Below are 23,557 nucleotides of genomic sequence, written 5' to 3'. Positions count from 1 at the left end.
TTTCTGTCTTGTCAGAGCTTTAAAACCACCTTCTCATACCGTCCGTCATCCTCAAAGCCAATCCCATGTACCGCGTCAAACAAGGGCTGATATCCATACCCTTGCGTTATCCTGCCAAATCCGGAATACTGCGCGGTAGTAAAGCCCGGAATCGTATTCGCCTCCACAAGCACCGGCCCCTCTCCCGTAATCGCAACATCCCATCCAATATTGGAAATCTTACTTGCCAGAGGAACTACGCGGCGCATCATTCCAATGGTTTCCTCCCAAAAAGGAAGCATCACCCCTTGAAACGCTTTACCGGTAACAGGATGCGTCTCATACTCCACCATCTCATTTTGGTCCACCGCCTGGGTCAGCACCTCCCCTGTCCGTATGTCCACCATGGAGGTCAGCGCGTCCTGACAGCCGTTAGAAATCTCATTCTGATGTGCCACCGTAAGCACAGGCGCGAACAGAAATGCGCCCTGAGGCGAACACACAGAGTAAAAACGAATCACGCTCACAGCCTTGGGGTACAGCTCACTTAAGACCTCATTCTGACAGATGTACTCCTCCACGATTCCGTTTCCTTCGCTGCGGATACATTCCAAGGCTTCGTCAATCTCCTGCTTTGTCGTCACCGGAAGGATGCGAATCCCTTTCCCCATCCCCTTGCAATTCGGTTTGTAGACCACACGGCCGCCATTATCCCCCAGCCTTTTAAGCAAATCCCCATCAACCTCCAATGCCTGTGCGCACCGGCGTCCATAGAACTCTGCGAATACTTTTGAGAAAATGTATTTATTCATAAGCATACCAATATAGCGTCTGTCCGTAAACATTTTGCGGAATTCCATACGAGTCCACAGCGTTGAAACGGTCTTTTTCTGTTCAGCCGTAAGGTCATAGTGACCAATCCACTCATACTCTCCAAAGGAAATATGATTCATCTTCTTTGCCTGAACGATATCCTGCAAAACCTCCCTTGGATTCTTCCCGTATCTCCCTGCGTAATCCTCTGCGAATTCCCGTATGTATTTTCTTGAGGTAATCATCCTTCTTATGTCCGATAGCTGCCCCATCTCATGTCCCTCTTAATTTTCATCTGTCTGTTTCTTAGCGCTGCCAAATTAAGCCTACATCTGTGCAATCAATGCCTCCAACTCATGCTTCCGGCCCTTTTTCTCCACCATCTGCATGGCGCCCATCTGCGCCGTACAGTTGGCCTCCACCATACACCATCCCCTGTCTCTGCTATACGCCAGATCCCAACCACAGTAATGGTTATCCGGAATCATCATTGCCGCTTCCTTTACCATGGACACAGCAGCTTCCCATTCCGGAATCTGGAATCCGCGAAACCTGATTCCACTGTCCGGATGGCACTCAAAACTATGTCCTTTTTTGTCTGCACCATCAGTATATATCATACCGGTTTGCGGGTCAATAAGGGCGCTGACTCCTCCGGCGCTAAAATTATCCACAAAACTTCCATCTCTTCCCATTCTTAATGACGGGTGAAACAACTGAATCTCCGGCTCGCCCTCGGCGTTTTTAATAATCACCGTAGGTATCCGCAGGGTATTGACTGATCCAGGGTGGATACGCGCCATTGCCTCCCCCTGTTCAATTAATTCTTCTATGACAACGCCGTTCTTCCGGTAGCGGACATGGGCGTCCTCCACCGAATCGTACATGGCGATATTTTCGATTCTCACAGCAGTACCAAAAGCCGCATACACCGGCTTCACCACGAAATTCTCGTGACGGGCTGCGAATTCTTCTAAATTCTTTAAATTTTCCTCGGTGGGCTCCTCATTCTTTTTGATGCGGATGACCTCACGCTTGAACATATCCTGGAATTTCTTATAAGTCCTGTATTTATTTTCCAGAAGGTCTGTATTCTTCTTAAGGTTCATGCGGGGGTAGAAGCTCATCCGTATTCCTTCTGTGATAAAAGAGCCTCTATATTCCGGACTCTTTTCTTCATCATACCCAAAGAGAAAATATTCACTGTAATATGAGCCATATTTAAAAAGGCTGCGAATCATATCCCGACGCAGGGACCGCAGATATCTGCGGTCTTCAAACACCTCAGCTCCCTTATATTTCTCAATAATTTCGTCCATTTCATTCCGTTTGCGGTGATAATAATATGCCTTGCGGTACCATGTCTCAAAACGTATTTTTTTGTATATTTTTCTGCGAAGATTGCGCAGCATCCTTCCCGCCCCCTAATCAGATCTATATTTTGTTTCGCAAATATGCCGCCATACCAGACAGGCACAGCGGCATATGTAGCTGTTTACATTAATCTTCTTTTACAGTTTTTCTCTTGGCAATTTTCTTTTTCTTTGTAGACGGGCGGAACATGCTGATTCTTACGCGGTGTGTGGAGTCGCGCTGGAAGGATTCCTCATAAACGCGGATATATCCTGTGTCCTGAATGAACCACTGTCCGTCAATCTTCACATACTTGTCTGTATAGATTGCAGAGCCTTTAATCTCCAACCCCTCATACGGGTCTCCCTTATCGAAAATCAGCTCGTCGCGCAGATACCACTTGCCATACGCAACGGTATCGCTCTCGAACCAAATCTGCGGATTGTGGCCCTGATGTAAGGTAACCTCTGTCTTAGGCATGGTACTGGAAATATAATCCGTTACCTCCTTCGGCCCGTGGAATTTAAGCTTACCATCGGAATATGAGGTCTCAATATCCGGAGCCATGGTAGACGCAAACGTCTCCCAGTCCTTGGTGTCCATAGCATATAAATATTTACTCTTCAATTCTTTAATTGCCTGTACATCTTTTAATTGCTGCAGCTCTTTTTCTAATGCTTCCAAACGTTCTTCAACAGTCATAATCTTTAATCCTTTCTGTGATATTAAACGGTTCTGCCAACTGCGTATGCGTCAGCCGTAGCATCAATACCCATGCCAACCTTCTTAGCGTCGCCAATTACGTCGTAAGCAATACCTAATTCCTCACATTTCGCTGTAAGAGTCTCTGTCGGACGAGATGTGGTTCCAATAGCAATTACGAGTGTATCGAAGTGACGTGTCTTCTCGCTTGTCTTCTTAGATTTATCTGTAAACTTATATGTAATCTCATGATCTCCAATACTTGTCACATTGCTACGGATGCTCTTCTGGATCGTCTTACCCGGATACTCGATATCCATGAACATGGTACGGAGCATACCGCATTTGTTACCTACGCGTTTCTTGTCCATAACACGAACATCCTTAACGCCCTTTTCGATCAGATACTGTGCTGTCTCACAGCCAATCAGACCGCCGCCAAGAATCAGGACTTCGCCCTTTGCCTCTGCCTTTCCATTCAGAACGTCCTCTGCGGAAATTACGTCGGCATTGTCAATTCCTGGAATCTCCGGCTTCACATACTCAGAACCGGTAGCAATGATTACATGGTCTGGCTTCACTTCTGCGATTAACTCAGGTGTTACAGTTGTATTGGTCTTAATCTCAATACCCATTCTCTTGCAGTTTTCAATCTCCCACAGAACAGCGTCTGTAAAGCCCTGCTTCTTAGGAGCCTTACCTGCTGTCACGAATCTTCCGCCAGCGCTCTCTGTTGCTTCGTAAACTGTCGGGTTATGTCCGCGCTCCTTAAGAATCTCAGCCGTAACAAGTCCGCCGATTCCTCCTCCGATTACCATTACGTTCTTTGGAGTCTCAGCCTTTGGCATTCCTTCAAATTCCAGGCAGAGCCGTGGATTACGTGTACAGGTAATGTGTGTAGCCTTGGGGTCAATAACCTTATCGTAGCATCCTTCTGAACATCCGATACAACGACGAATCTCAGCGTCGCGTCCTTCTCTTGCTTTGGTACACCACTGGTTATCAGCCAACTGAGCTCTTCCGACTGCGACCATATCAACCTTGCCGTCACGAATCAGCTCGTCAGCAAGAGCCGGCATATTCACACGTCCAACACCGATAACCGGAATTTTCACACCCTTCTTGATGGCAGTAATATTCTCCATATTAAAGCCTGGCTCAAGGTTGTACGGCGGAACCTCATAAACGGTTGCAAGACTTCTGGCATTTCCTCTTGAAAGATTAACTGCGTCTACGCCTGCCTCCTGCGCCCAGTTGATGAACTCGATTGTTTCTTCAACGGTAGTATTCTTTGGAAGCATCTCGTCGATTGCGTCCAGACGCATAATCAGAGGCATATCCTCCGGCATGTTTGCACGCATCTCACGGATAACCTCCAGACTGAAGCGGCAGCGGTTCTCAAGGCTCTGATTGCCATACTCGTCTGTACGGTTATTCAGCGACGCATTCATGAATTCATGAGGCAGATATGTATGAGCGCTGTGGAACTCCAACGCATCAAATCCTGCTTCTACCGCATACTTAGCGGAAATACCGAACTGCTTTACGATCTCGTGAATACGCTCAACCGTAATATTATCCGGCGTCTCTACCTTGTTTGTCTTGTCAAAGAATTCCTCCGGAACGAATCCGCCGTGCCAGATCTGTACAGCAGCTTTTCCGCCATTATCGTGAATAGCCTTCGTAATCTTCTTAAGCTGCTCTCTGTGATGCTCATTATAAAGTCCAAGATAGATTGTTGCGTGACATTCTGAACAGATAGACGCAATCTCTACAATATTCAGTCCGCATCCCCCTGCCGCTATTGCTGCGTGATACCCCGGAAGATCCTCAGCTACATCATGCTTACCTTTCGCCATCTTTGTGGCCATACCCGGCAGAACAACTCGGTTTTTCAACTCAAGCCCTCTTAATTTAATAGGTGAAAACAATGCGTCATAACTCATTTGCAAAATCATCCTCTCTTTTTTAATTTTTCAACATTCTGACAGCAACGGGAATTTTCTGCCGGAATATATTGAATCGTATCGGTTTTCGTAAACTTTATAGTAAAGTTGTCTAAATTTTAACACTAACCCCCAAACCATGTCGGAACAAAAAGTGAATTATAATGCACAAACAATGTACAAAAAATCAATTTTTCATGTCACTAATATCCAATTTTCTCCATTTGCTTTGTCATTTTGGTAGTAAAATTCAACAAATTGTCCTTCTTTTTAGTAAGATTTTCTAACGATTTCTTTTGAAAATGTAGATTATTTGACAAAAAAATGTGACGCGCCCCCTTTTTTATTCGTTTATAATGAGTTTAACAATAGGTCAGGAGGAATTTATATGATAAGAGATATGAAAGATTCAAAGCTTTTCAGTCCCCTTAAATTAGGGAAAACCACACTGAAGAATCGTGTAGCAATGGCGCCTATGAGTATGGATTATGAAGCTGCTGACGGAAGCGTTCCGAAGAAGCTGGCAGATATTTTTGTCCGTCGTGCTGAGGGGGGCACTGGATATGTTGTAATCGACGCCGTAACTGTTGACCACAAATATCTATATCTTGGCAATACGACTGCATTAGATAAGGATAGTCTGGTTCCACAGTTCAAGGAATTCGCAGACCGCGTCAGAGAGGCAGGAAGCGTATTAATCCCACAGATTATTCATCCGGGACCGGAATCCATCTGCGGATACCGGAAGGTTGCTCCGTTAGGACCATCCACCAATGTAAACGCCAACTGCCATGTAAGCCGTCCAATCACTGTAAAAGAAATTCAGAAAATCGTGAAGCAGTTTGGCCAGGCTGCACGCAGAGCAGAGGAAGCAGGCTGCGGCGGTATCTCCATTCACTGTGCACACGCTTACATGCTGGCAGGCGCATTCCTTTCACCTCTGCGCAATAAGCGGATGGATGAGTACGGCGGCTGCTTAGACAATCGCGCAAGATTTATCTTAGAAATCATTGAGGAGACCAGAAGGAATGTCAGCCCTGATTTCCCATTAATTTTACGTATCTCCGGCGACGAGCGTATGATCGGCGGAAACTCCCTGGAGGACATGCTGTATCTGGCGCCGAAGTTTGAGGCTGCGGGAATTGATATGCTTGAGATTTCTGGAGGTACACAGTACGAAGGATTAGAGCACATTATTCCAAGCCAGAATAAGCACATTGGTGTAAATGTATATGAAGCGTCCGAGATTAAGAAGGTCGTCAATATTCCCGTTTATGTAGCTGGAAAGATTAATGATATCCGCTATGCGGCTGACATCGTGGAGCGTGGTCTGGTAGACGGTGTCTCCATTGGCCGTCCTCTTCTTGCAGATCCGGATTTGTGTAAGAAGGCTCTGGCGAACCAGTTTGACGAGATTACCCCTTGCGGAAGCTGCGGTGGAAGCTGTATCAGCAGAAGCGAGGCGTTCCCGCAATGCAGATGCCACATCAACCCAAGAGTTGGAAAAGAGTATGATTTTCCGGAGGTTCCAGCCGAAAAATCTAAAAAAGTGCTCGTAGTGGGCGCCGGCCCTGCCGGAATGATGGCGGCTGTTACAGCGGCAGAGAGAGGCCATCAGGTTACGGTATGGGAAGCTGACAAGAGAATTGGCGGACAGTTGAATCTTGCCGTAGTAGCGCCTGGTAAGCAGGAGATGACCAAGTGGATGGTTCATTTGAACTATCGCGCCAAGAAGGCAGGCGTAACCTTTGAATTTGGCAAAGAGGGAACCGTAGAGGCTGTTAAGGAGTTCGCGCCAGAGGCTGTTATTGTTGCTACCGGAGCCAGGCCATTAGTTCCGCCAATCAAGGGAACCAAGGAATATCCAGTTCGTACTGCTCATGATTTCCTGAGAGGTAAATTCGTAATTCCAAGAGGACGTGTCTGCGTACTGGGAGGCGGTGCAGTTGCCTGTGAGACAGCAGAGGTTGTTCTTGAGAACGCGCGGCCAAACTCTTATACCAAGGGATTTGAGGCCAGCATTGGCGACGTAGAGGTAACTCTGATTGAGATGCTTCCACAGCTTCTTACCAATGTATGCGCACCAAATCGTACGCCTTTAATCCGCAAATTAAAGAGCAGAGGCGTTAATATTAATGTAAATACCAAGATTCTGGAAGTAACCGACCATGACGTAAAGGTACTGCGCCAGGACGGAACCGAGGAATGGCTTCGCGGCTTTGACTATGTACTTTTCGGTCTTGGCTCCAGGAATTATGATCCTCTTTCAGAAGAACTTAAGACATTTATCCCAGAGGTATATGCAGTCGGTGATTCTGTAAGAGCACGTCAGGCAAGCTTCGCTATGTGGGAAGGTTTTGAGGCTGCATATAAGTTATAGCCGCAAAGACAGGAGGTACGGCAAGATGGCATTCAAGGTACGGAATTTGAAGAAGAAGGAGAGAGACCGGATTTTGGAAGTGGTCTTAAACGCCCGAAGGCAGCAGTATACACCCGAACTTCTCTGTGAATTTCAGAAAATCATCGAGACTAAGTATTATTACTGGTGGCTGATGGATATGAAAAAGGAGGAGTATGCTTTAGAGCTGTTTACAGAGGATTTCCGCTGTTTTCACAACGGGCAGGTAGCGGCAAAAGACCCCTTGACCCAGGCAAGGCACGCCAAATGGAGTAATCTTCCTATGGTAACGTCTCATATGGGGCACCAGCCTCTTGTATGGATTAAAGACAGCCAGCATGCGCGCGGAGTATTTCAGTACGAGGATCATCACGTATACACAGAGGACGGTTACACAGTTGAAACACGGGTAATCTATTGTGATGATTTTGTAAAAGATTCAGAAGGTTTTTGGCGTATTGCGACCATGCGCATGTATCAGTACCAGTCAGATGGGGATTACCGCAATCCGCTTCCGCCAAAAGGGTGGGAGCCAGAGGAATGGGAGCCTTTACCATAAATATCCAGCCAGATAAAAAGACCGCAGATATTCCCGATGTCTGCGGTCTTTTTCGGTCTGACTGTACTTCTAAGAGTTATGAAATTTGTGAAAACTTTCTTACATTTCATTGATTTCCCCACTTTTATGTGATAATCTTTTACTATATCAATGAAGTGACATATTTCGACTTTAAAATCAAGAAATAAAGGAGTACCATCGTTTTGAAAAATAAGATCCGTCCTTTATGTGAGTTACCAAGAGACGGGATTTTCTGTGGCCCTGACAAGTATCTTAAGCTGCAGAAGCATGTAATCAGCAGCGAGATGTTTCCGGTCATGGAATTCGACAGTTATTTTATACTCGTCAAAAAAGGATATGGTAATTTTACTATAAATGGAGAAGAATTTTCGGTTCAACCCGGTTGTGTATCATGGATTCAGTGCTCACAGGTGATTACAATCTGTCCAGATTTCGGCAGTCAGCTTCACCTATGGGTCTGTTCTTATGATTATCAGCTTTTAAATTATTATGCATTTAACAGGATTTCCCCCACTACTGAGCTTGAGGTTGTCAATAACCTTCCCGTTATCGGCCCCGACGGCGCAGAAGTGGAAAAGATCTTACACCTGTTTGAACAATTCCATAAGCTGAGTAAGAAGAATACCTACGGTTCGACCGTAATCCGCAGCTCCTTTCTGCGGCAGATTGAACTGCTTTATAATAGATTTGCCAAAGGCAAGAAGGCAACGTACAAATTCGACTCGTTTCCTTTGAGCCGCAAGACAAGTCTTTATATTGCTGCCCACAGTACCGCGCCCCTGACCATTTCAGATGTTGTGAAGGCTGTATGTCCAACCACGACCGAAGCTTCGCTTAACCACGCGCTTCTTGTAGCAACAGGGCTGAATTTTAACCAATACCTTAATCGGCTGCGCCTGGCTCATGCCATGACGTACTTTTTGTATGACAGCCTTTCGTTTGACTATATATCGTCCATATCCGGCTTTAATGAAGAAATTACTTTCTTCCGCCGTTTCAAAACTATGACGGGCATGACGCCTCAGACCTATCTAAACCAGATGCTAAGCGACGGAAAAGACGGGCGGATTTATCGTGGAACCATTATGAGCGAGACGCTGATTGCAGCCATCAGCTACCTGTATGAGAATATGACCGAGCCAATCGACTCGAAAAGCGTAACACGGGATCTCTACACCTCGAAAAACATTCTGAGGATTCAGTTCAAATCCAGACTGAATTCCAGCTACAAGGAGATTCTGTCGTTGTTTCGGGTACGCTATGCCGAATCCCTTTTGACTACAACGAATCTTCCGATTATGGACATTGCCATCGAATCCGGATTTGGTTCAGACCGTACTATGGCGCGGGTATTTTTCGGTATCAACGGACTTTCCCCTGGAGAGTTCAGAAAGCAGCGAAGCATAAAAGCGACTCAAAAAAAATCAAAAAACCGTTAGAATTTACAAGAAAGCAGGTGATGACTATGCCAAAAAATTCTCTTGCAAAAACAGACGCCGCAAACCGCACCGTTTTCTCCGGCGCCCACGATTATTTTGCCAATAATGTCCTGCCAGAGAACGTATCCGCACATCTTCGCCGTATCAGAACCCCCATGTCCTATACCAATAATCGGGACCAGACTTTTTTTCTGGTTCGGTCTGGTACGGGAACCATAGATGTAAATGGACTGGAATACAAGCTAAGACCAAATACCCTGATTAATCTGGGTCCGTTTCACCGTTACCGCCTGCTGCCCTCCAGACGTGAAGAACTTGAGGTTGCAGAGGCACGTATGAACAGCGGCACCTATATGTATATGGTTGCGAATCCATACTTAAAATATGAGCATTTTTCTGTCCCGTCACAACCTCCGGTCGTCTATCTCAGAGGTCTGTCGGCGCAGATTGCCAATGACTCGATGAACGGACTTTTAAGCGAAGCAAAAAGCGACACAAGCGACGGTATCCAACTTTGCTTCTGCTATATGATGAACTTTTTAGGAATTATCACCGACCATATGGAAAAGGATTTTTTTTCTCCAGTAGAAAAAAGTCTAAATAAATCATGGCTTCTGTTAAAAAATTATTATTAACAGAAGTCATTTTTTTATCATAATTTTATTTGTCCGTCATTTTGACTATATATTTTTACTTTTTGTCCATCTGTATTGTATAAAAAAACAGTTATCCATTTACTGAACCTCTTAAAAAAATGTTAAAATATTACCATTCATTGAGTTGACGTATCGGTGATGTCATTTCCGAAGTAACGGGAATGCTTCGGAAACCCAAAAAAGAAAGGAGATTTAAAAATGTTTGAAAACGAATTTAAAGGAAAAGTGGTATTAGTTACCGGAGGAACTACAGGGATCGGATATGCTACAGTAAAGTCATTTCTTGCAGCAGGCGCAAAGGTTTACTTCTTAGGAAAAGAGGGCGAGGATGTTTCCAAACAGCTTGAGGAGTTAAAGTCCATTAATCCTGACTATGAATTCAAGCACAAAGCAATCACTCTTACCGATTACAAGGCAGCTCAGGAGCTTTATGCTGAGATCGAGGAGATGTGGGGACAGCTTGACGTTCTTGTAAACAACGCAGGCGTTGACAGCAGCGTTCCGATCCATAAAATGAAACAGTCCCAGTGGGATTACGTAATGGACACCAATATCAAAGGTACATTTAACATGACCAAGTATGCAATCAAGATGCTTAAGAAGACCAAAGGCTGTATCGTAAATACTGCTTCTGTAGCAGGTATCTACGGAGCAGGCTGCGGATGCCCATATCCGGTATCTAAGGCTGGCGTTATTGCCTTCACACAGTCTATGGCATGGGAGCAGGCATATGCTGGAATCCGCGTTAATGCTGTTGCACCTGGAGTTATTGATACACAGCTTCTTGCTACTGTTCCGCCGTTTGCTAAGAAGAATCTTGCAGCAGGAATTCCGCTTCGCAAGATTGGTGATCCGCAGGTTATTGCTGATGCAATCCTTTTCCTTTCTTCCAGTGCAGCTTCCTATATCACAGGTGTTACGCTGCCGGTAGATGGCGGATACAGACCAGCTAACGTTGCAGGCTAATTATATACATAAATAGAAAATTGCTCCAAAAAACGGGAGAGAAATGAGAGGGCTAAACGCCGTGTGTACGTCACACTTTAACATTTTCAATCATAGTGAGAACAGTTTTTTTACTCCCGGAGCACAGTTGGCTAATATTGCAAGAGTCAAACCGGATGCTCCCGCAATCGTATACGTCTCACCAAAAAATATAGAATCTGTCATGACCTGGCGGACTCTTGAGACTCTTTCCAATCGTATTGCGTGGTATCTTCTGGAGCAGGGAATCGGGGCTGGGAAGAGTGTTATTGTCGCTCTTCCCAACATTCCCACTCATATTGCTCTTGCTTTTGGCATCTGGAAAACGGGTGCATGTTATGTTCCCATATCAGACAGAGTTCCACGGCGCAACCTCCTTGAGATATGTGAGTGTGTTTCTCCTTCTCTTGTGATTACGAACCGCTGGAAGCCTACTAATTATTTTGCTCTAAGTTCTAATGAGCTAAAAGAGCTATGTAAAAATTATTCGGAAGGTATGCCTCCTGACGTTCTTGCTGTTCCTAATCTTGCGAACTGCACCGGCGGCACGACAGGGAAAACAAAAGTCGTTCAGCAGGATATGCCTGCAGGTGAAAGCGATGAAGGGCTTCAGACATGGTTCACTCTTTCCGGAATGCGTTTTGAAATGCGGCAATTACTGGCAGGACCACTTTTTCACGGCGCGCCTCATTCAGTTGCCTTTAACGGACTTTACTGCGGTAATACTCTTTATATGCCTTCTTGCCTTGACGCAAAATCAATTGTTGCATTAATAAAGAGATATCAGATTGAATATGTGCAGTTAGTTCCAACACTGATGCAGCGCATTGTGAAACTGCCAAACTTCCATCCAGAGGATTTAGGCAGCCTTGAGGTTCTCTGTCATACCGGCGGAGTTTGTTCCGCAGACCTTAAACGAGAATGGTTTGAAATTATTTCGCCGGAAAAAGTTTACGAAATCTACTCCATGACGGAATGCGTAGGAATTACCTATATTCGCGGTGACGAGTGGCTTACCCATGAGGGCAGTATCGGCAGAATGCCCTGCGGCAGTATCTCAATCCGTGACGAGGAAGGCCACGAGCTTCCAATCGGAGAAATTGGCAATATCTATATGTCCTGGAACGGCGATGCCCCCAGGATAAAATACATCAATGTCCCCCCTCTCGAAAGCGATGAGAATGGCTTCAAAAGCGTGGGCGATATCGGATATGTAGACGAGGACGGCTATCTGTACTTTACAGACAGACGCAGCGGTATGATTGTTACCGGCGGCGAGAACGTATTTGCCGCAGAGATTGAAACTGTCTTAAAAAAATCAAAGAAGGTTGTTGAGGCGGTCGTGGTCGGGCTTCCCGATCCGGAATGGGGACACCGCATTCATGCTTTTATTGAAGCAAGCGAGCCCATCCAGGAAAAAACGTTGATAAAATATGCGCTTAATTATCTGCCGCCTTACAAAATACCGAAATCTTTTGAATTCGTGGATGAAATTCCGCGCAACGAAAACGGTAAGATTGTCCGCAGTAAACTCGTAGAGCAACATTTAAATAACAGTTCATATCTGAAAGGAGAAAAAAATGGAGAGTAAAAAGTTCAAAGGCTGGGGGGTTCTTGCTGCAGCTTTCATCCTGTCATTTATACCGACCGGAATCATGGGCAACTGTTTTTCACTGTACATGGCTCCAGTCTGTGAAAACCTGGGATTCAGCGTTACAAGCTGGTCACTGGTAAACCTTATTGCATCCTTTGCCAGCGCAATCGGCGCCATGGTAATTGCAGGATTATACCAGAAAAAAAATATGAAAATGATGATGCTGATTATGAGCATCGGAACATGCCTGTGTTGGGTAGTTGCCACATTCTGTACTGCAATCTGGCAGTTCTACCTGATATTCGGTGTCGCAAATGTATTCCTGGCTGGTCTTACACAGCTTCCGATTTCTATGCTTGTTACCGCATGGTTTGAGGACAAGCGTGCAACCATGATGTCAATCGCCTATGCAGGCGGCGGACTTGGCGGCGCTGTTTGGTCGCCGATTATTTCCGGTTTTATATCTTCCGGTCCTACCGGCTGGAAAACAGCAATGTTATTCTCTGCCGGCGCTGTAGGCGTAGTTATGGTAATTACCTCACTCTTCCTGGTGAAGCGTTCACCGGCAGAATATGGTACAGAGCCATACCGTACCGGCAATAAAGATGCTTCTGCTACAGACAAGCAGGCTCAGTCTAACGCATGGGTTGGCGTATCCAAGAAGGTCGCTACCAAGTCCAGCGCATGGTTCTGCGTACTTGGCGTTGTTATCTGTATCGGAATTCTCTCTGCAGGTGTTACCACACACGTTCCGAACTTTGTTACCTCCATCGCAAAGGATGGCGGAAAACTTCAGGGAACTGTACTTTCCGTTTATTCTGTTGTCTCCATCGTAGGTATGGTGGGCGGCGGCGCTTTAATGGATAAGATGGGCATCCGCAAGACGGTTCTTGGAGCGGCTGTATTGGTTATTGTTGGACTGGCAAGCCTTTATGCTTACTCTGTAACCGGTACTACCATGCTTGTATTCGGATATTCAATCTTCTTTGCCATTGCTATGTTCCTTCCAAAGGTTCTTCCGGCAGTATTGATGTCCAAGGTATTCGGTACAAAAGATTATGCAGGAATTTACGCTTTTGCAAACCTCTTCTTCCTGATTGGCGCAGCGTTCGGTTCTGTACTGACCTCGATTATTCAGGGAATCGCAGGTTACGGCGTTACATGGATTTTCTATATGGTTATAGCTGTACTTCTTTTCCTTGCTGTATCCGGTGCGATCAGCGGCGGCGAGAAGCTTCAGTCTAAGTATCCAGAAGGTGACAATTAAAATAATATAAAGAAAGGAAATCTAACATGAAAGAAATTAACAACAAATTAACTCAGAAATTTGATGAATATCCAGAATTTGGCGTTCTTCAGGGCGTAAAAGTATTCATCACAGGCACCAACATTGCCGGACCGTTCGCTGGCTGCCTTATGGCTGAGATGGGCGCAAAGGTGCTTCAGGCAGAGGCTCCTACGATTGCCTGCCAGACCCGCGGTACTCTCTCATGGTCACAGAATCATCGTAATGAGTATTCCATTACGATTAATACTGCAAAACCTGCGGGAAAGAAGATTTTCTATAAGTGTATCGAGTGGGCAGATATCTGGATTGAGGCCGGAAAGCCTGGCTCCTACAAGAAGCGCGGCATCACAGACGAGTCATGCTGGGAGCGCAATAAAGCCCTTATGATTGTACACGTATCTGGTTACGGTCAGTTTGGTCCTTCCAAGGATAAACCATCCTACGATGTTTCTGGACAGGCAATGGGCGGATATATGTATCTGAACGGCGAGAAGCCTACCTCCAGCCCGCTGAAGGTTAATCCATACCTGTCAGACTTTATAACAGCATACAATACTTGTATGGTTGCCCTGTCCGGTTATATTCACGCTCTGCGTACCGGCGAAGGCGATTCCTGTGATGTTGCACAGTATGACACCATGTTCCGGCTGCTTGACAACTATCCGGCTAAGTGGTTCAACAATGGCTATCCAAAACAGGGCGAGCCAGTTCCGTATCGTACAGGCAACAAGAGCGACCAGGCTGCCTGCTTCTCATTCTACGACACCAAGGACGGCGGTTCTATGTTCGTTGCTATTACAGGTCAGGGACCTGTTACCCGTGGTTTCCCGGTTATCGGCATGGGCAAGCCAGGCGTAGATCCAGACATCCCGAAGGATTGTACAGGCTTCCCGCTCTTCGACCCACGCGGACAAAAAGCAGAGAAGCTGTGTGAAGAGTTCTGCGCTTCTCATACCTGTGACGAGCTTGAGGAAATCTTCGGCAAAGCCGGTGTTCCTTGCCAGAGAGCTTATGGTCCTGCTGATATTGAGAAGGATCCACAGTACGAGGCTCGTGAGAACCTGGTTGAGTGGGAGGATCAGTGCTTCGGTAAGATGAAGGGTATTGGCGTAACCAACATCTTCAAGAAGAATCCGTCCCAGATCGTAGCTTCTGCTCCTTGCTTCGGTGAGCATAACCGCGAAGTACTTCAGAGTTTCGGTTATACCGATGAAGAAATCGATAAGCTTTACAAGAACAAAGAGCTTGCTACATGGACTCCTGCTGAAACAGCAAAGAGAAAACTGTTTGTTGAGTGGGGCTTCTTCTGGGATCCAGAGAGACAGGCAAAACGTCTTGGTCTGGAGTATACACCCAAGAAATAGTATTGTAGAATTGAGAAGGTGTAAAATATGACCGACTTGGAAATTTTAGTTGAGAAGGATAAAATTCGAGATCAAATATATACCTACTGTCGCGCGTTGGACAGGATAGATTTTGAACTGGGATATACTATATTCGCTGAAGATTCTGAAGTGGACTATGGCCCCACCTACAAGGGAACTGGCAGAGGCTTCATTGATATGATGCTGAAGATGCATACAAAACAGATGCTTTCTACCCATCACATGATGACCAACATCTTGATAAAGCTTAATGAGGATGGTACAAAAGCTGTCAGTGAGACGTATATGTATGCAGCCTGCAAATACCGCAACAAAGCAAAGAAACCGACCTTCACCGTAGAGGCCCGCTGCCGCGACATCGACAAATGGGAGAAGCGGGATGGCAAATGGGTAATTGTTAAGCGTATCGTAGCAGGCGACAACTCATTCATTCTTAATAATCCTTCTTATACAGACGACTACAACAATGGCCGCGGTAAGTTGAAAGAGAATGACCCTTCCTACATAATGTTTAGCGAAATCGAATAATTTCAATTAAAAAGCGGTGTAGAATGGCTAAGCTGTTCTACACCGCTTTATTTAATTACACCTTAAACCTGTATCCAACCCCCCATATCGTCTCAATATATTGAGGATTGGAGGTATCCAGCTCTACCTTCTCGCGTATCTTCTTAATATGCACCGTCACAGTCGCAATATCCCCTATGGACTCCATATCCCATATCTCACGGAACAGCTCCTCCTTCGTATACACATGGTTGGGATGGCTTGCAAGAAAGGTCAGAAGGTCGAATTCCTTCGTGGTAAACGTCTTCTCCTCCCCGTTAATCCACACACGTCTCGCCGTGGTATCAATCTTAAGCCCCCGAATCTCAATGACCTTATTGGCCTCCACAGCGCTTCCGGTCAGGCGGTCATATCTCGCCAAATGCGCCTTCACCCTTGCCACCAGCTCGCTGGGGCTGAAGGGCTTCGTCATATAATCATCGGCTCCCAGACCAAGCCCCCGAATCTTATCTATGTCGTCCTTCTTTGCCGAAACCATGATGATTGGCGTATTCTTCACATCCCTGACCTGACGGCAGATGTCAAACCCGTCAACGCCTGGCAGCATTAAATCCAGAATGAACATGTCATAATCCTCTTTTAAAGCCTTTTGAAGCCCGCTCTCCCCATCATTGGCAACCTCTACCTGGAAACCGCTTAATTCCAGATAATCCTTCTCCAAATCCGCAATGGCTTCTTCATCTTCCACAATCAATATCTTACTCATACATCGGTACCTCCTGATATTTTCTAAGAACAAAATACATCGTTGTTCCTGTTTCTTCTCTGCTTGTGGCCCAAATCTTACCGCCATGTTCTTCTATAATCTTCTTCACTATGGAAAGCCCAATACCGCTCCCCCCTTTAGAGGAATTCCTGGAAGCGTCTGTGCGGTAAAAACGGTCAAATATATTTGGCAGATCCTTCGCCGCAATTCCTCTGCCGTTATCCTCCAGTTCAATCTGCACAAAATCTCCCACATCCTTCACCCTCAGGTTAATCTTTCCCTTAGGCTTATCCATATATTTCATAGAATTATTTACAATATTATGAACCACACGCTTAACCTGCTCTGCATCCGCAATAATCTTCACGTCCGCATCCACATAATTAAAATAGCCAAACTCCACGCCTCTGGACTCCAATTCCAGCGACAAATCCTCTGCACAGTCTGCAAAATACGCATCCACAGACAGCGTATTAAAGTTATATGGAATCCGGTTGGTGTCAATCTTGGTATACAGCGTCAGCTCATTTATCAGCGTATCCATCTCACTGGCCTTGTTATAAATCGTCCGGATATAACGCTCCATCTTCTCCGGCGTGTCTGCTACTCCGTCCATAATTCCTTCTGCATAGCCTTTGATTGCCGTAACAGGGGTCTTAAGGTCATGGGAAATGTTACTGATTAGCTCTTTATTCTCCTTGTCAAATCTTATCTTCTCCTCCGCATTATCCTGGAGCCGCTGCCGCATATCCTCAAGACTGTGACAAAGCTCTCCCAGCTCATCCTCCGCCTCGGCCTGAAGTTCAAAATCCAGATTGCCCTCCTTAATCTTCTGGGCCGCAATCTGCATCTTACCAAGGGGCCCCATCACCCCCCGATAAATCCAGAGAATTAATACAGCCGCCGTCAGAATCAGCACAACTATGATTCCAATTAACATTTCCATATATAATCGCTCTACCTCCGGAATCACGCCCCGTACATTCATGACAACAAACGCGCTGCCCTTTTTCTCATCCGGATATAGGAAATCCACCTGCTTAACAAGCGCCTGGGCATCACCGCCAAGATACAGACCATTCTCAGGCTCCATCTCTGAATCCCCGTACCCCGGAAGTCCGGCAATAACCGACTCTGCCTCCTCCATGTCTGTACCCACATAGATTAGCATACTTCCCTTGCGGACCAACAGATATGCCTTCTTCTTGGTAAGCTTCTGGTTAAATCCCTCCAGAAACGTGGCGTCCTCCATCTTCGCCGGATTATCCTCCACCATCTGGCTAAGCTCATGATAAAACTTCTCTGTAAGCCTTGACAGCACCGTAACGGAATTCGACAGATTCTCCGTGGTCATTCCAGTAATCTCGTATGTCTTCTCTATGGCGCTCATCTGGTATTTTCCAAACAGACAGGCCATTGTAGCCGTCAATAGAATCGGAATTAAAATAACCGTCAAAAAAGCTATAATCAACCTCGTCTTTAACTTCATCTTCATGCCTCCGTGATATAAAGTATAGCATGAAAAAGGACGCTTCACAGCAAAGCGTCCATAAATTTTTATAAAATTTTTATAAATAATCTGACAACATTAAGGTAAAGTCCTGCCACAATGCAGACGCCTTTACAGATATTTCTTCAAAATATCAACCTTATCTGTCTTCTCCCAGGGCAAATCTAAGTCTGTACGTCCAAAGTGTCCATATGCCGCTGTCTGCTTGTAAATCGGTCTTCTCAGGTCAAGCATCTTTATAATCCCTGCCGGCCGAAGGTCGAAGTTCTCACGAATCAAGTCAACCAGCTTCTCGTTACTGAGCTTACCGGTTCCGAAGGTATCTACCATAATTGAAGTCGGGTGAGCAACGCCGATTGCATAGGACAACTGAATCTCACACTTCTTCGCAAGACCTGCTGCCACAATATTCTTGGCAACATAACGGGCCGCATACGCTGCCGAACGGTCTACCTTGGTGCAGTCCTTTCCAGAAAATGCACCGCCGCCGTGACGCGCCATTCCTCCGTAGGTGTCTACGATAATCTTACGTCCCGTAAGCCCGCTGTCTCCGTGAGGTCCGCCGATAACGAAGCGTCCGGTAGGATTGATGAAGAACTTCGTCTCATCATCTACCATATCTGCCGGAATGACTGCGTCAAAGACATATTTCTTAATATCCTGATGAATCTGCTCCTGTGTAACATCTGGATCATGCTGTGTAGATAATACTACTGCATCCAGACGTACCGGAATTCCCTCCTCGCTATACTCAACGGTTACCTGAGACTTTCCGTCTGGTCTTAAATATGTAAGCGTGCCGTCTTTTCTCACCTCAGCAAGCTTCCTGGACAGCTTATGGGCTAATGCAATCGGATAAGGCATAAGCTCAGGCGTCTCATCAGAAGCATAACCAAACATCATACCCTGGTCGCCAGCGCCGATGGCCGCAATCTCTTCCTCTGACATCTGGTTGTTCTTCGCCTCCAAAGCCTTATCAACGCCCATTGCGATATCGCCTGACTGCTCGTCAATGGCTGTGAGAACGCCGCAGGTCTCTGCGTCAAATCCATACTTACCGCGCACATAGCCAATCTCCTTGATGGTATCCCTTACAATCTTCTGAATGTCTACGTATGCCTTCGTTGTAATCTCTCCCATGACAAGGACAATTCCTGTGGTGGTGCTCGTCTCACAGGCTACACGGCTCATGGGATCCTGCTCCATCAATGCGTCTAAGATTGCGTCTGAGATTGCGTCGCACATCTTATCCGGATGTCCCTCTGTTACTGATTCTGATGTGAATAAATGTCTTTCCATTATGTTCCACTCCTTTTCTTTCCTTCATGATGGCGTACTTTCTCTTCGACCGGACCCATAAGATATTCTTACTGCCTGTATGGTATATAAAAAACAGCCCGCATTAAGCGGACTGTTTTATATCTCATAAACCAATCCTCTTATTGTTCGATTGCTCGCTCAGGTTGGCACCTTCCCATCTAGGGGGTTGCCGCAGCTTCACAGATCCTTTGTATCTCCACTGCTCTGAATAAGAGAAAGTCTTCATGATTAAATTATGTGTTTACATATATGACTATAACCTATTTGGGGATGATTGTCAATATGGAGGTGAAAATTTTATTTTAGGCCGGCTTCATTCAGTAATATGCGGATTTAAGCCAGCAGTTATCCGATCTGCTGTTCGATACAATCAGCTATCATGACTATTCGGAAAGCTTTTATCATGCATTTCTGACTGGATTGTTTTCAGGAACGGAATATGTGGTAGAATCTAATTATGAAAACGGGCTTGGCAGGGCGGATCTTTTAATTAAGGACCGCAGCAACCGACGGGCTGCGGTTATTGAGGCCAAGATTGCCAGATGTGAGGACCGGCTTGAGGCGGAATGTGACGAGGCATTAAAGCAGATTGAGAAGCGGCAGTATGCACGCAGGGTGGAAAGGGCTGGATATCGTAGTATTGTCCGATTTGGGATGGCGTTTTATCGAAAAAGCTGTGTCGTTAAGAGTGGAGAAACTGCTTAATTATCCTGCTAAAATGCCCAAAACCAATGAAGGCTGCAACACGCCTTTACGGTTTTTGGGCATTTTGATGCAGGGCAATCGACGCCATGTCCGACACAATCGCCTCTTTATCTATGGAATATTCTCCCTCACAGCTATCCTCCACAGCCAAACAATCTGCCGGCGCCGGAATCGTACGCAAGAGAATCACAGATATATTATCCCTCTCCCCCCTCTTAATCACCTCTTTCGCAATCTTTTCCCCCTGTCTCACCATAGCCTTTTCATCTGCTAATTCTTTCGGCGCAAACTCCTTCTCCAATTCCTGTATACTGATTTTATGCCTAAATCCGTCCGTACACAGCAGATAAACTGCATTTTCTTTCACATCTTTGCTGTGATAAACCGGTCTGACTGTCTTTGACGCCCCTACCCCCTGCATTAAAATATGCGAAGCAGTATCTTCATCTCTCCCCAGAGAGCCTTTAACTTGATCTTTCGTCAACTGCCTAATCTGCTTTTCTATCTCATAAATACGGCAATCTCCTACATGCGCGATATAAAGACGTTCCTGCCATAAAAGCATTACCGTTGCCGTAGTACCAATTCGTATCCCATGATCTTTTCCATACTTTTTTATTTTCTGGTGTACACTCTGAAAAAGCATTTCCCAGGAATCATACAACTCATCTTCAAATTCTTCCTCCTCTGCCAATGCCGAAAAACTTTCCCGAAGCCATGCGGCAAATGAGCAAACCACCTCAAAACTTGCCGCTTCGCCCCTTTCCAAGCCTCCCATTCCATCACAGATTACCGCAAGAACAACCTCCCGCCCCCGCTTCTTCGCCTTGCTGACCAGCAGAGAATCCTGATTGACGCCTTTTCTTTTTCCTTTATCCGTATAATAAGCTGATAAATATCTCATCCTAGTTCCTTCCATTATTCCCGTATCTGAAACTCCAGTTCTTCATCTCCCAGCCGAATCTTAGAACCTGGCTCCAGCCGACAGGGACGGTCCTGTGGCATAATCTGAACTCCGTTCACGAAAGTACAGTTTTTAGAATGATTATCCTCAATATAGACTTCCCCGTCCTGCACATGCAAGATAGCGTGAACTCTCCCTACACGTTTATTTCCTTCGATTAGTATTTCCGTGGCAGTATGGCTTCTTCCGACTCTTACCACCGTTCCCTCAATCCTAAAACTCTCGTTCGTACTCCTGCGAATCAAGATTAATTCCGGCATAGAATAGTCTTCCATCAAAACCGTTGCTTCCTCATCTTCGGCTTCAAAATATGTTGCTTCTTCCACGTATTGCATCTCTACCGGAACTCGATTCATCCCAACCTTCTGAACCGGAATTGACACATCTTGCTTTGGAAACTTGTCTGCCTTATGATTGGCTCCACCGCCTTCTGAGTAAATTTCATCCTGCCCGCAAACCGGCTGATTCCTCCCAGGTATCTGAAACCCGCCCAATATTGCCTCCATCTCTGGTATTTTTCCTGCATCTTCTTTCCTTTTTTTCCAAAAGCTCTTTTTTTCCGTCTTACCGCTTTTATCAGATTTGTCCTTTTTAAAAAACAATCCTTTTTTCTCCTTCTTCGGAGTTTCCTCATTTGAAAACAGAATATCAAAACAACGCTGCTTATCCGCGTCTAATGAGCTGCCCCGTTCCTTGATATCCGTCTTAGGCTTTTCTTGAACCTGCACTTTAGGCAAAATGTTTTTCTCACGCCGCTGTGATTCCAAAACTGGCTTCTGCCCAGATTTCGCCGAAAATGACTGCCTGGTAATCTGCTCTTTCAACGCGCTTGCCGAAAATGGCTTTAGATTACCCAACAAATTAGAAAACATTGCAACGTAACTGCAATCCTCTGTCTGGTCGTACTTCACATCAATCAGAAGCTGCTTCAAAAACATTTCAAGAGAAAGTTCACTTCGCACAATCGGCAGTACCACCATAAAGACCTTAAATGCAGCCGAATCCACGTACATATAGTCAAGATTCAATACATAAGACGTCAACGTCAGCATATACTCCTCTGCCATCATAACCGCACTAAGGATTGATTCCAGAATAGAAAAAAATTTCTTTCGGTTTACCGGTATCTGAAAGTATTCCCGAAGACTTTGAAGCCCTGTAATATCATACTTCATATAAAAACAGTCGTCAATCTGCGTATGGCTTACGGGAACAAGCCCGTCTATTCTGTTATTGGACATCATTTCCAATGTCAAAATGTCCATACTGTCATCAGGCTTCTTTTCATATACCAGGTATCTCTTATTCCCCTGTTCTTCATATGTAAATGAACACATCTTCCTCCGATTCCTCCCTACCTTTTCAAATCCAGCTGAATCAGCTTCCACACTTCATTTCCGCCCTCGTCAATCTTTACTGCCGCTGTTCCCTCTTTTGTAAAATGCGTTGCTGTTTCAAACCGCGGCGTTATAATCACATTCCCTTCTGTGTCAATATATCCCCACTTTCCGTCTATATATACCGCCGCAAAACCATTACAAAACGATTCGGCGTCCTCGTAGGCGCAATCAATGACCAGTTTCCCTTCCGTATCTACAAATCCCCATTTTCCGTCACGGCAGACGGCCGCATACCCATTCTCGGTAAATGCTTTTGCATCGTCAAACGTCTGCCTGCCTATCTTTTTCTCCTTGGGATTCATCAGATAGTATTCCTTCTTTTCCTTTACAAAGATACACTTCTGGCTTGCACAAAATCCGTTTTCATCTACAATTATATCATTGTATTTTTTCTCACCCTTAGCTTTTCCATCCTGATTTACCAGAATCCATTTTTCATCCTTCTTTCCAAAACCTGTGCTTCCCTCCATTCCGGTCAGCGCGTCCCATGAAAATTTACCCGTCGGCTCCATATTCTCGTCAAGGTAACCATATTTTCCCTCTTTACATGCCACAGCACGGTCAGAACTAATCATTCCAAGCTCACGAAAGGCTCCATCCGGCGCCTTTCGCGTCTGTCCAGCCTTGTCTATATAAATATAGGCGCCATCTTCTTTTCTTGCCAAGGCAAAGCCATCCTCCGAGAATGGATATATTTCCTTATACTCGCATGCAATCATTTCCTGTCCCCTGGCATCCGCAAGCCCGTAGAGTCCGTCCTTCATAACCACCATGGAACCATTGACAATATCTCCCATTTCTTCATAATGGCAATATAATTCTGTATAGCTTCCTTTTAAGTTTGCAAACCATTCCTTCGCTTTTTTATGCTCTGGATGATTCTTCACAAACGCTTCCAGATATTTTACCGCCTGTTCTTCATAACCATTTTCCAGATAATACTCTATCAGAATATTCAACGCCTCTGCATACTCCGGATAAGCTTCTGCAGTCTTTTCACAGATGGAGGTAAACTTGTTACTGTTTCCGCTGTTTAGATATGCCTTTGCCAGCTTTATACGGGTATCTATATTATCAGGATCATATTCCAATGCCTGCTCATACTCTGTTACTGCGTCAACATAGATTTCCTTTTCTTCCAGCTCGGCAGCCTTTTGAATATGTGCTTTCGCATTTTTAGGGCGGTTCACCATATCTGAAATCGCCGTATACCATGACAGCCCCAATAAAACCGCAAACATAAGTATGATATATTTCTTCATCTGTAC

The 23,557-nt window shown here is 45.4% G+C and carries 20 protein-coding genes and 1 riboswitch; of the genes, 10 read left to right on the top strand and 10 right to left on the bottom strand.

The features are described 5' to 3' along the window. Positions 1-11: 11 nt before the first annotated feature. The 4 genes from GN277_RS03105 to GN277_RS03090 form a co-directional block, all read right to left on the bottom strand. Complete coding sequence (locus GN277_RS03105; protein ID WP_159749758.1) at positions 12-1,064, bottom strand: sugar-transfer associated ATP-grasp domain-containing protein; 1,053 nt, start codon at positions 1,062-1,064, stop codon at positions 12-14. Between the two features lie 54 nt (positions 1,065-1,118). After that, complete coding sequence (locus tag GN277_RS03100) at positions 1,119-2,204, bottom strand: sugar-transfer associated ATP-grasp domain-containing protein (RefSeq protein ID WP_159749756.1); 1,086 nt, start codon at positions 2,202-2,204, stop codon at positions 1,119-1,121. A gap of 88 nt (positions 2,205-2,292) precedes the next feature. Continuing rightward, the gene (locus GN277_RS03095; RefSeq protein WP_159749754.1) at positions 2,293-2,847 is read right to left on the bottom strand and encodes a nuclear transport factor 2 family protein; all 555 of its coding nucleotides are present in this window, start codon (positions 2,845-2,847) and stop codon (positions 2,293-2,295) included. Positions 2,848-2,870: 23 nt separating this feature from the next. Beyond that, positions 2,871-4,793 carry an oxidoreductase gene (locus GN277_RS03090; protein WP_159749752.1) on the bottom strand — a complete coding sequence of 641 codons (1,923 nt, stop codon included), beginning with the start codon at positions 4,791-4,793 and terminating at the stop codon, positions 2,871-2,873. A gap of 388 nt (positions 4,794-5,181) precedes the next feature. On the opposite strand from GN277_RS03090, the gene GN277_RS03085 reads away from it, so the two are divergent. From GN277_RS03085 to GN277_RS03045, 9 genes are all read left to right on the top strand, one after another. Beyond that, positions 5,182-7,173, top strand: coding sequence for an NAD(P)/FAD-dependent oxidoreductase (locus GN277_RS03085; RefSeq protein WP_159749750.1), 1,992 nt, complete (start codon positions 5,182-5,184; stop codon positions 7,171-7,173). 25 nt (positions 7,174-7,198) lie between these two features. Then, positions 7,199-7,750 (top strand): nuclear transport factor 2 family protein, encoded by a 552-nt coding sequence (locus tag GN277_RS03080; protein ID WP_159749748.1) that lies wholly within the window; start codon positions 7,199-7,201, stop codon positions 7,748-7,750. A 203-nt stretch (positions 7,751-7,953) separates the two neighbouring features. Beyond that, positions 7,954-9,210: an AraC family transcriptional regulator gene (locus GN277_RS03075; RefSeq protein WP_159749746.1), complete on the top strand. Its 1,257-nt coding sequence runs from the start codon at positions 7,954-7,956 to the stop codon at positions 9,208-9,210. 26 nt (positions 9,211-9,236) lie between these two features. Continuing rightward, positions 9,237-9,845: a hypothetical protein gene (locus GN277_RS03070; RefSeq protein WP_159749744.1), complete on the top strand. Its 609-nt coding sequence runs from the start codon at positions 9,237-9,239 to the stop codon at positions 9,843-9,845. Between the two features lie 219 nt (positions 9,846-10,064). After that, the gene (locus tag GN277_RS03065; protein ID WP_159749742.1) at positions 10,065-10,832 is read left to right on the top strand and encodes an SDR family NAD(P)-dependent oxidoreductase; all 768 of its coding nucleotides are present in this window, start codon (positions 10,065-10,067) and stop codon (positions 10,830-10,832) included. A 43-nt stretch (positions 10,833-10,875) separates the two neighbouring features. Then, on the top strand, positions 10,876-12,441 hold the full coding sequence (baiB, locus tag GN277_RS03060) for a bile acid--CoA ligase BaiB (RefSeq protein WP_159749740.1): 1,566 nt from the start codon (positions 10,876-10,878) through the stop codon (positions 12,439-12,441). Then, positions 12,431-13,711 carry an MFS transporter gene (locus GN277_RS03055; RefSeq protein WP_159749738.1) on the top strand — a complete coding sequence of 427 codons (1,281 nt, stop codon included), beginning with the start codon at positions 12,431-12,433 and terminating at the stop codon, positions 13,709-13,711. The genes baiB and GN277_RS03055 overlap by 11 nt, the downstream gene beginning before the upstream one ends. 26 nt (positions 13,712-13,737) lie before the next feature. Continuing rightward, positions 13,738-15,096 carry a CaiB/BaiF CoA transferase family protein gene (locus tag GN277_RS03050; protein ID WP_159749736.1) on the top strand — a complete coding sequence of 453 codons (1,359 nt, stop codon included), beginning with the start codon at positions 13,738-13,740 and terminating at the stop codon, positions 15,094-15,096. A 27-nt stretch (positions 15,097-15,123) separates the two neighbouring features. Continuing rightward, positions 15,124-15,645: a nuclear transport factor 2 family protein gene (locus GN277_RS03045; protein WP_159749734.1), complete on the top strand. Its 522-nt coding sequence runs from the start codon at positions 15,124-15,126 to the stop codon at positions 15,643-15,645. Between the two features lie 55 nt (positions 15,646-15,700). Here GN277_RS03045 and GN277_RS03040 read toward each other — a convergent pair whose 3' ends face one another. From GN277_RS03040 to metK, 3 genes are all read right to left on the bottom strand, one after another. Next, positions 15,701-16,390: a response regulator transcription factor gene (locus tag GN277_RS03040; RefSeq protein WP_159749732.1), complete on the bottom strand. Its 690-nt coding sequence runs from the start codon at positions 16,388-16,390 to the stop codon at positions 15,701-15,703. Continuing rightward, entirely contained in the window at positions 16,383-17,879 is a 1,497-nt protein-coding gene (locus GN277_RS03035; RefSeq protein WP_159749730.1) for a sensor histidine kinase, read from the bottom strand. The genes GN277_RS03040 and GN277_RS03035 overlap by 8 nt, the downstream gene beginning before the upstream one ends. 132 nt (positions 17,880-18,011) lie before the next feature. Beyond that, positions 18,012-19,199 (bottom strand): methionine adenosyltransferase, encoded by a 1,188-nt coding sequence (gene metK / locus GN277_RS03030; protein WP_159749728.1) that lies wholly within the window; start codon positions 19,197-19,199, stop codon positions 18,012-18,014. 137 nt (positions 19,200-19,336) lie between these two features. Next, positions 19,337-19,435, bottom strand: a riboswitch (SAM riboswitch). Positions 19,436-19,574: 139 nt separating this feature from the next. Between metK and GN277_RS03025 the strand changes: the two genes are divergently transcribed. Further along, positions 19,575-19,925 carry a PD-(D/E)XK nuclease domain-containing protein gene (locus GN277_RS03025; RefSeq protein WP_159756315.1) on the top strand — a complete coding sequence of 117 codons (351 nt, stop codon included), beginning with the start codon at positions 19,575-19,577 and terminating at the stop codon, positions 19,923-19,925. 46 nt (positions 19,926-19,971) lie between these two features. Here GN277_RS03025 and GN277_RS03020 read toward each other — a convergent pair whose 3' ends face one another. The 3 genes from GN277_RS03020 to GN277_RS03010 are packed head-to-tail and all read right to left on the bottom strand — an operon-like array spanning position 19,972 to position 23,551. Beyond that, entirely contained in the window at positions 19,972-20,829 is an 858-nt protein-coding gene (locus tag GN277_RS03020; protein ID WP_159749726.1) for a PP2C family protein-serine/threonine phosphatase, read from the bottom strand. Positions 20,830-20,843: 14 nt separating this feature from the next. Further along, positions 20,844-22,277, bottom strand: coding sequence for a DUF6382 domain-containing protein (locus GN277_RS03015; RefSeq protein ID WP_204162693.1), 1,434 nt, complete (start codon positions 22,275-22,277; stop codon positions 20,844-20,846). Continuing rightward, the gene (locus GN277_RS03010) at positions 22,244-23,551 is read right to left on the bottom strand and encodes a WG repeat-containing protein (protein ID WP_159749722.1); all 1,308 of its coding nucleotides are present in this window, start codon (positions 23,549-23,551) and stop codon (positions 22,244-22,246) included. The genes GN277_RS03015 and GN277_RS03010 overlap by 34 nt, the downstream gene beginning before the upstream one ends. Positions 23,552-23,557: the final 6 nt, after the last annotated feature.

This window comes from Sporofaciens musculi, from assembly GCF_009830285.1.
GTDB classification, from domain to species: Bacteria; Bacillota; Clostridia; order Lachnospirales; family Lachnospiraceae; genus Sporofaciens; species Sporofaciens musculi.
This window is presented reverse-complemented; position numbering and strand designations above follow the sequence as displayed.